Raw genomic sequence first — 13,032 nt, forward strand, 5'->3', positions numbered from 1 at the left:
CTACTTGTGACAGATAAGGCAGGAACCACCACCTTCATCTTCCCCGTAGATATCGTCGATGTCTTCGGGGCAGGCCTTCACAGGCCGTAGAGGATTGATAGGGATGCTTAGGCGAAGGCGCGCACGCCGAGCCTCGTATTCTGCCTTGATCTCAGCAATACGCTCCGGTTTTTCCAAGTCACAGAGTGACTCACCCTTAGACCAAGTGAACGGTGATCCATGCTCCAAAGCGTCTTTCTCTAGCTCTTTGGCCTTTTCGAAATCCTCGGGATGCTGCTCTTTGAGGCGCACCCACTCGATCTTCTGCTGGAAAAAGCAGAAGGTGCAGCCGCTACGTGAGCGCCACTCGTAATACTTCGGATAGCCTACGCCGGAAGATTCTAGGATGTCGAACACGCCTGCTTTGTCGATGCCAGCTTCGCGAAAGGGGAATCTCACTATCAGATTTTGAGCTTTTGCCGCATACCCTTCGCGGTACTCCTCATCAGCACGAATGGCCACGTAGGAGAACACCGTGTCTCCAGCTGCCAGCCATGGTTTGACCCACTGCTCGAACGGTGCCAATTTGAGTTGGCGGGTACACCAGCGCGTCTGCGGGCTGGGAAGGAAGTGGTTATATTCGCGAAGCCAAAAGCGGAAATCTCGGCGGGGATTGAGCCGCTCAATGGGCTTACCCAAGTAGCCTTCGAGCCTTCCCAAGAACTCGTAAACCTCTGGGAGCTCTTCACCGGTATCAGTAAAGAAGTAGTCGATGTCTAACTCTGGGTGATGGTCACGCATCCACACAGCCAAAGCTGCGCTGTCTTTGCCACCAGAGAGGCCCAGTACGTGTCGCTCAGCCATTCACGTGCTCCTTTTCCTTTGCCAGCTTCATGCTGGTTTTAGCCAGGATTGCTAGCAGAACATCAGTGTCAAAACCTTGGTCTTGTAACATTGAGGCTAGTTCAGCGGCCTTGTCATCCACCGTCTGACGATGGCGCTCCGAGAGCGCGAATGATCGAGAGATCGTCGTAGTATCCGCTCCGGTGCCAATAACCAAGGCGATGGCTTCACTGCGTGCTTCACGTCCTTTGACCCCGACGAAAGCCTCAGCCTCGCGAAAGCGCCTAGCGAACTGGACAAGCTCCAGCACGGCTGTATCGATGTGACGGTCAACCCAGTCGCGCGGCGGCTTTTCTGCCGCCAGGCTCAGAATCCCCTCCAGTGACTGACGACTGCCATCGTATGAGGCAAGGCGTGTAGAGAACGCATCGAGCCTGAAATGACCTGAAATGCCGGCTACCGACTTCGCTCTTTCACGCAAAGACGCTAAGTCCTCTGAAGTCGCATCAAGCGCTTCGAGCATTCTGCTTTCAACTTCGGAGAGCATCTTTGGATAGGCTGTTGCGATCTCTTGCAGCGGCTCGCGCAGAGCGGTCACATAGGTTTTAGCATCGGCAGCTTCCAGTAGCGAAGGCAAATCAACGAACAAGACTTTGTGCGGATCGCTGGCCTTTAACAGCATATCCCGGATCGCTTTGGCTGTTTCACCCAATCGCTGCGTACGTCGAGACCACTCGGGCATGTTGAAAATCATCGCCACGAGGCCTCGTGCCGCCTCTAGAGGATCGGCTGCACCCCCTTTCTCTCCAACCTCTTCAAGGAGACTGGAGATACCTTCTAGAATTTGGCTCTTGTCCTCATCAATAGCGATCCAGCGGAGTGTAAAGCGAGCAGGATCTTGCAGGCACTCGTCGATATCCGCATCGCTTAGCCGGGGAATGAACATGCCTTCCTTGTATACGGCGATGTTAGCTTTGTGCGCCAGTAAGAACACTGTGAGAAACACGGGCAAGATGCCCTGCTTCATGCCGATTTTGCTCCAACGGTCGTAGACCGCATTCACACCGACACGAGTATTAGCATCCGAGAAAAGCTGCCGGGTAATTTTCCAGAGGTGGACGAAGCCTTTAGGAGAGGCTGCAGATGGCTCACAGAAGCGCCAAGCCCCTCCTTCAACTCGATAGAGATCCGATGCGACAAGCAGCGTTTCGAAAAGACCTCGCTCGGCGGGAAATCCTTCGATACCCAACCGCTCTTGACCTTCGGCGTTGATCATGGCGTGTAGTAGATCACGTCGAGCCTTGACACTATTGCTCGAAACACTATCGCGATTGACTAGCTCGCTCCACACACGAGGACAATACTCATAGAGATTGTCCGCGAGATTTGAAGCGATAGGAGAAAGCTTAGCTCCAGGCTCGATGATTTTGTCGCTTCCATTGTGCCATCTGCACAGTGAAACTGCGGCCTGGAGCTGGTCTTCGAGAGCGGTGCGCGTAGCTGTTAAACGGGCGAAGACTTCACGACGAGCTACCGTGTCACCTTCAAGCTCGGGCCGCTTCTTTACCTGTTCTAAGGCGACTAATTCGGCCGAAAGTTCAGCAATCCGGGCATGGTTGTCCGGGATGCCCACCAGCACCGGCCAAGGCTTCTCGTACGCACAGGCTTGGGCCCGCTCTCGGGCCTCACGAATGGTCATGTCGCGGCAAGGAAGAGCAAGGATGAACTGGCCAAACTCGCCCCGTTGGGGAGAATAGGTTTTGGCGATCTTCTCCGCCTGCTCGATGCTACGCAGCGAGAACTCCATCCAGCGCATGGAGCCCGTTTCGTGGTAGTGCCGCTTGGCTACTACGGGATGCAAACCCATGAACTGGGATAGCTTGGTATAGTCGATTCCTGGAGACACGGCCAATGCTTGGGCAATAGCAGCATCAATGTCGAAATCGCTGCCCTCAAAGACTGACCAAGCTCCGGTGTAGCTCTTATACAAAGCCACTTTGAGATATGTGAGCTTCTTAAGAACCTCCTCGATCTGCTCCTGTGGCACATCGTGGAATAGACTCGACAAAACTTGCAGATCGGCGGACAACCCCGAGCCATTGCGGAACAAATCGATGACTGCGATGTTCTTGATCATCGCCACAAGCAAAGGGTCGCCAGACTTTGCCTCGGCGCGCTCCACGGCTTCGACCGCTTGGGACCAGCGGTGCCCATCGGAAGAGGCCAGGATGGCGGGCTCTAGATTCGCGCGCAGATAGTCCCAATAGTCACTAGGGCGATACCAAGATGATTGGTCTAGCGGCGTCGATTGCAAGTAAGCACGGAAGCCATAGGGCTCTACCGAGGAGAGGAAGCCGAAGGTACTACGCTCGTTTTGGCCGAATTGCCGCTTTGAGATCGGGCCCAACAAAGCAGCCATGGTTGGGTGCAGTGGCCAGCAACGCTCCAAGGCAGAAGCGAAATCATTGCCGACTGCGGGGCGGCGCGATCTGATTGCATCAGCAACAGATATTGAAGCCTCCCGTATCCATTCTGGGCGCTGCTTGGCTTCTATCGCACTGCCGATGAGCTCAACAACCTCATCGCTTGCAGCAACGAAAGGAAGGTCCAAGTAACGACCTTGGACCTTGGCCCAGTCGTCACGCGTGTCGATGCCGAGACGGTTGGCGTACTGCGCGAATGATTGATGCAGCACTCCAATCACAACCAGCCGGCCTTCGGAGCGTGCAGATGCTTCGGCTAGCTCTTGGAAGAAATAGACATCGTCGCCTGCGCCTAGGGCCGAGGCCTCAAGAAATTTGCCCATTTCGTCAACGAATACCAGGACACCATCGTTCGGGCGACTGTTAGCTTCAGCAAGAAGATCGGCAATGACGCCCTGTGCATTGGGTTTGTTTCGACCGTCAAAACTCTTGCCTCGGGCTTTGCGGATAGATATATCCAACTCCTTGAGGATACTGCCGCGTCTGCCCACAACCGGGATAACCAGCCAACCGTTTTGGACAGGGAAAGCCTTGTCGAATTCCGACTTCGAGCCCAAGTTTAGAACGGAGCGAGCTTTCTCACGAAGGCTGTTGTCAGAATGCAGAGCGCTCGCTAGAGCCACTGCTAGGGACGACTTACCTCCGCCGAATGGTCCAGTCCAGGTGAAGCTACGTTGGTTGGTTGCCGAAAGCTGCCTGCACATTCCATCTACCACTGTCGATGCGGTCGCATGGAATATGTAGCCGTCCAATGCATCAGAACGGCCAATATCTGCATCGATCCGGATTGAGCGTTGGTATTGGTGTGAAATCTGAACGATGTCCGCGAGCATCTGCTCTTTTGTCTCAGCCATAAGCTCTTCTGACCATTTCATTTCGATCGTCATCTGTGAGGTCTTTTCTATGGACTTGGCGAAGGCCCGCAGAGTCTGTCCACGCGAGTTTGCCATCAGTGAAGTCGGCCAAAGAAATCAGTCGTTGGGCGATCGACTCCTCGTCGAGCTTGAATACACGGCCGGGCGACCCTTCAGCATAAGCGATCGCTTCAAAAGCTAGTGAGCTTTGGTTGGCGGCCGTTTTATCCCAAAAATCAATAAGGGCATAGATAAAAATACCGTCGTGAAGCGCGGCCTTGGGGCCCCGGCGGAATGCGTATTGTCCCCTATGGACCTCTTGAAGCAGCCCCAACTCGCCAAGTAGAGGTTCAGCGAAATCCTCTGGAGAACCGTTTGCTGTACGTGGAGCATAGCTGCGTAGGCAGGTCTCCAAGTCACGCGAAATAGTGGCGGTAGACAGTCGATGCTTAGGGTCAAGAGTGCGGGCGTAGAGCGCCAAAGGTTCTTCGAGTTCTTGGCGTGTAAACGTAGGAGCGGTCACATGGTTGAATAGCCAATACCACGTGGTGGAGCGATGGCACCTGCCTGCTAGTTGCCAATGTACAAACCACGCGGTGGAGGGGTTTTCTGCGTATGGATCAAAACCGTCCTTTGACAGAGTGTCCATGGCGAAGTCTGTTAAGCGGAAAGCGTCCCCTTCGTCAGTCATGATTCCGCACGCCAAGGCCCAATGCCGAATCGATGCAACCATATTCTTACCCACACCGAAGGCTGCGATGGCGGAGTCATCGGTAAAGGTAGTCTTGGGTATCAGCCTATCAACGGTCGCTTGGTCAAAAGCTTTCTTAAGCCACATTTGGCGCAGCGGAAACGTTTCGTGCCCAGAGAAGTAGACAGACTTCTTGCGGTTGAGTTTTGATGTTGTACTTTTCATGGTAGGCAGCTTACCTGAAACTGGTGAATCCCTCCAGTCCGATTATGACAACCGGAAACCTGTACAAATATACAGCACATTACTACCTGTGGCAAATATCGAAGCCTCAAGTCGGGTCTGATAGGTCGACTGCCGGTATGAAAACGTGGGCATGATTTCAGGGTATGTTGCAGCCAAGATACTTCTGTTTGTTTTACGATCAGCTTAGGAGCGCTCGTATTCGCTGCTTCCAGTTGAATATCCTAGCGGGATTGGCACCAAATGAGCTTTCTTTCGGGTGGTGCACGGAGTGCAATGGCTCACAATGCTTCACCATAGTGCTTGGCCAACGCAACGACGCTTTCACCATATCCTTCAAAATCCTATCTATGCTTTTCCCTGCCTCAGCACCTTCTTTGAAGCTCATGATCCGCGTTGACATGGTCTTCCGGTGATCTGATGTATCAACCTCCAACAGATATCGATCCCTACCATCTTCCAGTCTGAACCTCGCCATCAAGTAACAGCGAGCTGTGTCATCAGCCATCATGTGGTAGCTGCAGCGAGGTACGTAGGGTAAGGGCTTCACCTCCAGTTCCAGCAGCTCGATACCCGGTTCCTCGGCTATCTGCTGGATGATTTCCCTGAGCATCACAAAGCGGTTCGGGTACTCTTCCTGCTCCTCTTGTCTTTCGAGTTGGTTGAGCTCCCCCGGTGCGATGGTGCCGCCTGCCACGTCGTCGGCCAGCCCCAAGGCCTTGGTTCCGCCGCCCGGCACCTGCTCGTCGTCCACCTTTTTGCCGTGGCCGTTGGCCTGCTTTCCCTTGTAGGCAACCCTGGTGGCCGGATTCCTGTTGAAAAACATCCCCTCGATAGGCAGCTCGATAAGCTGCCGCTGCTTGTCCTCGTCCGGTTCTTCGTCGGCATCCACCTCGATATCCGCTCCCTCCCGGTTTGGCGGGCTCCAACCACCGCCTTCCCCCCGGACCGACATTTTGAGGGACGGGTGATGGAAGAAAATGTCGTCATCAACCTCGAACCTCAGTCCCTGCAGGGACTGTATTTCCCAGACCAGCATGTCACCGCTGTCCCGATCCCAAGGCCCCCGCACTTCCATCGTAACGCCAGAAAGACACTCGGGGGGCAAGAAGTTGAACTGCCACCTGGCGTACTGTGAGCCTCCCCGCACTTGTTCCTGGTTCAGGCACATCCAGATGGATTCGAAGGCGCTCCTCATCTCACGCTCCAGCAGCAGCCAGCTGAAGAGGTCCCGGTATCCCTTTATCTTGAGGTACTGGACTGGCGCCCCCGTCCTGGAAGGCGTATGGATATGGTAGGCGCCCTCCTCCTTTATCACGGAAAACACCATGTCCAGGCCATTGGGCTCGAAGGCCGCCCGGACTAAAAAGCCGGCATGGAAAAAGAGCTTTCGCGCCAGTTCAAATTTCGGAAGCCAGAAGGTAACGCCATCGGCCTCGAACACAAAACACTGCTGGCCGGCAATCTCGGGCTTTTGGGCCAACCTCTTGGACAAACGGTCACAACGACCCAATGTCGCCTCCTTCCATTCACCTACCGGAGGCAGCACGAGTTTCTTGCGGAAACCGTGCGACAGGTACGGGGTATCGTCTTCACCGGTAAATTCACGGCCGACACCCAAGACACAAGCCATCTCCAGGCCAAAACGCTCGGTCCTAACCTGGCCTTCCCGATCGAAAAAAGATGCCAACCGCCATTGCGAACCAGGCGATCCCCCCTTGAAAAAATTGCCCGCTGCCAACAACTTGCTCCCTTTGGGGATCTGACGAAATAAGATCCTGCTCAATCCAACCCTCCCATATAGTTGATAAAGCCGACGGTAAGTGGTGCCACCCTGCCCTTTTGCAGCCCGCAGCGCCTTTCCAGCTCCCACAGGTTTGAATGGTTGCCCTGCCTGGTGTCTTCGAGGATTGCCCGGGTCAGCCTGCGGATTTGGAACTCCCCAACGGATTCCGAATATCGCTCGAGGAAAGCCCGACAAAGGGGCATCTGGCCAAGGTGGTGTGCCACAGACGCACGATGCGGCAGCTGGCCCAGGAACCAGTTCCTGCTCTTGCGCGGCAGTGCCAGGTCCTCGGCCGCATACTCTCCAATCCGGATCAGTAACCGCACCAGGTATCGATCCCGCTTGCTCCAGTCAACCTGGCTGTTGTTGCCGGATTTGGTGTGCCGGGTGCCATTGGTTTGCATCAGCCACTCCCGGTCGTGCCGGTACAGCCAGGCATAGAGGGCGCCACCACCGTTAATCCTGGCTTGCTTGGCACCACCGTTCCGGGAAAGCGCGGCAAGCCAATGCTCCCGGCGTTGTTGCAACTGCCCGGGCGCTGCCGGTAGTTGGGCATAAGGTTTGGGAACAGGATAGTGCGCCATGTCATGGGCTTCCCTGATGATCTCCCCCACGGCCTGCCCGGGACGGAAGACGGACCAAAGGGTTATATGCTGTAAAAAGCTGAAGCTGTTGCGATGCTTGCGGAAGAGTGCCACAAACCAGCTTGGGGGCTCATCCCCTAGCAAGCCGTTGCAGGCAAGCCATCCGCTGGTGTGACACGAACGCACCCGCTCCCACAATATCCCGGCTTTCACCTGGCGCCCCCGGCTGGCACCATGGTCGGCCGCCAGTACCTGATAAAAACGGGTCCAGCCCCGGTAGCCGGGAGTTGGGCAAGCCCCTAGGGAGAGCAGCTGCACCACCAAACCGGAAACCGCCATGGCACCACTGCCCGCCACGCCAAGGGCACCGCCTCGTCGATCGAACACGGGTGAAGCCGAGATAAACTCGTGCCGCTCCTGCCGCCGGTACGGGACGGGGGAATCCAGCAGCATGCAACCATGCACCGGGCAGGCGTCCGCCCCCATGGCCTGCCAGCAGCGACGCCAGTACACCTCACCGTACCTGCCCTGCATATCTTCAAAACAGAGGGGGCAATAACGCAGCCAGCCCGGCCATTTGACCCTGGAGGTACTCGAGCCCGCCAGTCCAATGGCTCCCGGGATATCGGCCGCAAGCATGGCTTGCCGCAACCGCCGTCTGCGGGCCTCGGGGATAAAAGGGGCATACAGCGGGAACAGGGTATGTTGCTGCAGCAGCTCCTCCGCCTTCCACCCGATGTTGCCGGCAAGCAATTCCAAATGGGTTGGCAGGTCGGTGATTGCCGCTACCCTGGTGTCATCGAATAAAAGCCTTAGAAGGCCTTTGTGGCTATCAAGCCCCAGGTGGACCCGGCAACGGGCGATAAGGCTGTACAACAGTTCATCGGGGTAGGGCCTGGGGAAATACATGCGTCACCCCGCCTTGTCCAGCAGGGTACTCAAATCAAAAACAAGGCCGGCTTGCTTGAACCTGTCGTAAATTTCGCCCTCAGGGCCGGCAGCATAGATGTTCCGCAGGTCGTCAGGTGGCAGATTTCCCCATTCGGCCAGCTTCACTCTGCTGGCCTTTGGTGGTTTTGGCTTGTCTTCGCCTAGGGCAAGATAGGCGGTAGCCTTATGCACCAGGGCCGCCAGCGGAATATCCGGATTCTTCCTCAACAGGTCGTCGGCCATGGGCATGGCGATATCCCGGGGGATATCCATTGCTTCAAGCAAGGCCAGCAACCGTTTGGTTTTATCATCGCTTGGCGGCGGGGCTGGTTTAGGATCGGGAATGTTTTCTAGTGCCTGAGTAAGAGAAATCAGCCGTCCTTCAATCTCTGGCATCAGCAAGTCGTCGTACCGGGCAATAAGCTCTGCTCTGTTGCTCCTCAGGGCCGCCAGCATGGGATGAACAGGTTTGAATTCGTCTTCATAGACCTTACGCAACAACAGCGGTTTGATGGACTCCACGCCGGTCACAATCGCCCTTATCTGGGCCAGCACGAATAGCTTCACCACGATATCCATGACGCCTTGGGTCAACTCATACATGGTACTTTCCAGTTCATCATCCAGAGGCGCGGCATTCTTCAGCCACTGGTACTTCCACAGGCGCTTCAGCATCCTCTGCCAGTGCTGATCCTGGGGCAAGCGGTCCCAGCGGACACTGCCCAATCCTGAAATCCGGCGGGCCGCCCGGAAAGTCCGCTGGAAGAATTTACTGGCTCTGTGAGTCCCCACCTGGATGATGGGGACACCTATGGTATTGACCAAGGAGACGAAAAAGTTGTGCATTTTCTCGGCACCGCCAGATCTGGCCTCGTTGAGGTTCTGTACCTCATCAATAATCAGTACCCCAAGAGCATGAAGATTGGCAATCTGGCACATGCTGGCCAGCAGGCGTTTGGTCCCCAATTTCTTGCGACCATGGCTCCTGCTGTACTGAGTACCCAAAACCCTGTCCACCTGGTTGAAAAAGCTGAGGCACAATTCATCGAGATCGCCGTCAATGGGGCAATCCACCTTGAGGTAGGTCAGTTGGGTAATGTTGTATTCCGGATGGTACAGTGCCTGGGAATACATACCCAGGATGCGTTCCAGGGTCCGGGTCTTGCCGCATCCCGAGCACCCGAACAATGACAGGCTGCTGGCGGTGGATGAGGCGTTTTCATATATCCTGGCCTCCAGGTCTTCCTCTTCCACCCGCCGGAAACCGTTTTGCAGGTGCGAATACCAGGCACCACTGGCAGGATTACGCCCAATGTATCCCTGACGGATCATCAGGCTGATTTTGTCCTCCAGCTCAAGGTGGTGGTTGAGCGGCTGGAAAAACGAATGTAGTAAACGGGCAATGGCATGCCCCCTGAGGCGACCATCCAGGAATATCTCCTGGGGATCAAAAGCCGGCATCAACTGGAGCTTACCCACCACCTCCTGCAGGCCGTAAATCGGGGGCAGGGCGCAAATCAGCGGATTGCCCCGGTATTCGGGCAACAGCGGATCCTGGTACTCAGCCTCGGGAATACCAGCCACACTGGTCGGCTCACTCATCGCCATCATCTCCGAAAATCAGATCACCCATATCAGGAAAGGCATAGTCATCCGGCTTCTCGCCCTTCAGCGGCACTATGTCGGCGGTTTTGTCCTGGTGCTTCTTAATTGGCCTTACAGCTGTACGGCCTCGTTCGTGCTGTTTCTCACCCTGCTTGTTCTCCCGGATGCGAGTACCCAAGTCCTTCTTGGTCAACCCGGAGCGATCTGGTCTGCTGGCATCAGCCTCGGCCACAATGGCTTCCAGTTGTTCAAGCAATTTCCCCTTCTCCTGGGTGGCAACCATCAGCGCATTAGCATCAGCTTTCTTCTCTGCCCGGGTGAGCTGCCACACCTCCCAAAACGTCATTCCCCGGAAACGCCGGCTGAGATCGGCCAGGTCACATACCCAGTAGTCCTTGAGTGACTTATTGGGCCGAATATAAATATGGTCTGCGCAACGGGGATCGTACGCCACCTGAACCTTTTCGGGCCTTTGCCCTGCCCCTCGGTGAAACCAACCAGCCTTGATGGCCTCAGGGCAGGTGTAGAAGCAACCAAATAGCCTGACTCCTCGGTCCGACAGGGTTGCCGCATCATGAGGAAGTAAGTTGATACGAACCAATTCTTCGGGTGCCTGGCGCAGTCGTCCTGTCATGTTGGCCAGGCCCCAATTCCAAATATCCAGCGGAACGGCGGGAAGGTCGCCAGGCATGGATTCTGCCCGGTCGTACCTCGCCATGGTCCTGAAGTTATTGTGATAGAGCACTGCTGCTACGATATATCGGGTGAATTCCGATAACGTCAGACTGGCATCCAGCCGGTAATCGTGTCCGCCACGTTTACGGCTCGTAGACACTTCCACCACGCCCGGAACATAGGGTTTAAATCCGTCCTGCAAAGTACGAAACATCCTTTCTACTACGCCCTTGGCGTCCCCTCGCCGGGCGGAGGCATTTTCGATACGGATTCCGAAGGCTTCAGAGAAGGGTTCCACCTTGGTGCCATTCAGTTCCCCCTTGTCCGCCAGGATGACATCCGGCAACCCTTGTACCGGCCAGTCGTCAGGGCCGATATCAATGCCAAACTGCCGGCAATACTCCACCTTGTTAGTTACCGCATTAGCCAGAGCCATCATGCCACTAACCCAGGAAGGTCCTTCAAAACCGATATACAGCCCGGTGACCATCCGGCTGAAAACATCCACGACAACGTAGATGACAGGACGTCCCACTATCAGGCTGCGATCATGCTCCGAAACCAGATACAGATCGCCCACAGTCGCATCTATCTGGTATCGATGACCCGGCCCCAAGGCTTCTGCTGTAGAAGTGCTCCTCAAGGGTCTGATGTCCTTGGCAAAATCAATCGCGGAAGATTGCTTTTCCAGTACACTGGTTTTCTCGTATTCCCTGCGAAAAAAATAGCGAAATTGTTCCGGTGTTGGCATTTCAGAGGCCGGAGAGTCTGGATATATAGCCCTGATAAAGTTCAGCGACTTGGCGTGAGCATCGGCCACAGAGAGATGTTTTTCTTTCAGCAAGCTGGTTTCGATAACCCTTCTGAACACCCTTTCAATGTCGGGCGTTATATTCACGCCGGTGCCGTCCCTCACCACCCTGGGCCTGCCCAGTTTGGTTCCCGTAACCTGGCGCTTCTTGCCTTTGGCTCCCGATTTGAAATAGTCGGGCAGAAGGGCGTTTTTGCACATGCCCCGTTGCCAGTAGCGCTTAAGGTAGCGATAGACCGTCTGGTGGGTAACTCCATGTTCCTCCATGATGGACCTGACGATATGACCTCTGGTGCGGCTGTCCAGTAATCCCGGATCTTCGACATGCGCGGCCAGCATATTCCATGCCCGCTCCCTCTTCTGCCAGTCCGGTGTCCCCTCTTCTACTTCCCGCATGATGGCCTGAATAAAAGGATCATCAATCCGCTGTACTTCCTCATCCAGAAGCAGCCTTTCCAACTCTTCAAGAGGAAGACACACCGGCAACGATGTGTCATCGTCTATTTCAATCCAGATGGCGATATCACCAGAACACCATAACAATCGGTAACGATGCCCTGCCCATGAAAAAACCTGGTTAACCGGAAGCAATATTTACCTCCCCACCATCATTGTGGCGATTAAGACGAATATCAGCGGAGGTCAACTTGCGGTAAGACAAGTTGATATCAAACATAAAAACACGGCGGGCCAGCAGTTGTCTGAGCCAGTACAGGGTATGACCTGCCTGAAGATTGTAAGCCATATCCAAACGCTGACTAATGGTCGTCAGGAGCATATTCGGATTCTGCTCAAACTCTTTTACAAACAAAGATTGATAATGGTGTAACTCGTCTAGAGACACGTCTTTTTCAGCACTTGCCGGGTAAAGCCACTGGATATTGTCCTGTACCGGCCTGGATAGCTCTTTTTCAGAAACCAGCTTCCAAGGGATCCCTTTTTCCTCCCAATAACGCTTTTCGAGCATCAACCGCTCTATGGTTTCAGACTTTCTGAGATCGGTGCTGTACTTGGCCTGAAAGGCCATTACGGGCATTTCCGGGTTATCGAAATCCACCAGGAAATCACTGCTGAGGACTTGTGGTGTGCCCTTGAAAGAAGAGTGAGGAATGCCAAGGTCCCTAGCAATTCGGACGGTGTCCTCTGACCGCATCGGGAACTGCTCGCGTATATCGAGCACTTTCGGCGACCAATCCAGCATCAGGAACACGGCCAATTCCAGGTCGGAAAGGAGGTGGTGCAAACGGGAACTCTTGGAGCCGAGCAGGCGGTGCGAACGTCCCAGGGAAGAAACGTCCCGGGTGTAGATGAACGGCTTGTATCCGGGCCCGTGGCCTTGACCGCGCCCTTCTCGCAGACGTTTGTCAATCTGCTGCTGGCTCAGCCCCTTGAATGTTCCTGCCATAAAAACGCCCGCCACCGACTGTTGATAAATTCAACATAGTCGATGACGGGCAAGGATGAAACTTTATTTTTAATGATGAAACTATATTTTCAATGATGATACTTTATTTTCATCCCACAGTTTTTATCTACTCTACTGTCTTT

Annotated in this window: 8 protein-coding genes; all 8 read right to left on the minus strand. The window is 54.8% G+C overall.

Annotation, left to right across the window (positions count from 1 at the left end; genetic code table 11):
• Positions 1-843, minus strand: coding sequence for a phosphoadenosine phosphosulfate reductase family protein (locus tag CGX12_RS05790; protein WP_094038944.1), 843 nt, complete (start codon positions 841-843; stop codon positions 1-3).
• Complete coding sequence (locus tag CGX12_RS05795) at positions 836-4,192, minus strand: hypothetical protein (RefSeq protein WP_217898132.1); 3,357 nt, start codon at positions 4,190-4,192, stop codon at positions 836-838. Before CGX12_RS05795 ends, CGX12_RS05790 begins: the two co-directional genes overlap by 8 nt.
• The gene (locus tag CGX12_RS05800) at positions 4,152-5,075 is read right to left on the minus strand and encodes a DUF4007 family protein (protein WP_094038946.1); all 924 of its coding nucleotides are present in this window, start codon (positions 5,073-5,075) and stop codon (positions 4,152-4,154) included. The genes CGX12_RS05795 and CGX12_RS05800 overlap by 41 nt, the downstream gene beginning before the upstream one ends.
• A 199-nt stretch (positions 5,076-5,274) precedes the next feature.
• Positions 5,275-6,879 (minus strand): Tn7-like element transposition protein TnsE, encoded by a 1,605-nt coding sequence (locus tag CGX12_RS05805; RefSeq protein WP_094038947.1) that lies wholly within the window; start codon positions 6,877-6,879, stop codon positions 5,275-5,277.
• Positions 6,876-8,372 carry a TnsD family Tn7-like transposition protein gene (locus CGX12_RS05810; protein ID WP_094038948.1) on the minus strand — a complete coding sequence of 499 codons (1,497 nt, stop codon included), beginning with the start codon at positions 8,370-8,372 and terminating at the stop codon, positions 6,876-6,878. The genes CGX12_RS05805 and CGX12_RS05810 overlap by 4 nt, the downstream gene beginning before the upstream one ends.
• 3 nt (positions 8,373-8,375) lie before the next feature.
• Positions 8,376-9,995 carry an ATP-binding protein gene (locus CGX12_RS05815; RefSeq protein WP_094038969.1) on the minus strand — a complete coding sequence of 540 codons (1,620 nt, stop codon included), beginning with the start codon at positions 9,993-9,995 and terminating at the stop codon, positions 8,376-8,378.
• Positions 9,988-12,075 (minus strand): TnsB C-terminal domain-containing protein, encoded by a 2,088-nt coding sequence (locus CGX12_RS05820; RefSeq protein ID WP_094038949.1) that lies wholly within the window; start codon positions 12,073-12,075, stop codon positions 9,988-9,990. Before CGX12_RS05820 ends, CGX12_RS05815 begins: the two co-directional genes overlap by 8 nt.
• Positions 12,062-12,889, minus strand: a complete 828-nt coding sequence (locus tag CGX12_RS05825; protein WP_094038950.1) for a TnsA endonuclease C-terminal domain-containing protein — start codon at positions 12,887-12,889, stop codon at positions 12,062-12,064. Before CGX12_RS05825 ends, CGX12_RS05820 begins: the two co-directional genes overlap by 14 nt.
• Positions 12,890-13,032: the final 143 nt, after the last annotated feature.

The organism is Zobellella denitrificans, assembly GCF_002237365.1.
GTDB lineage: Bacteria > Pseudomonadota > Gammaproteobacteria > Enterobacterales > Aeromonadaceae > Oceanimonas > Oceanimonas denitrificans.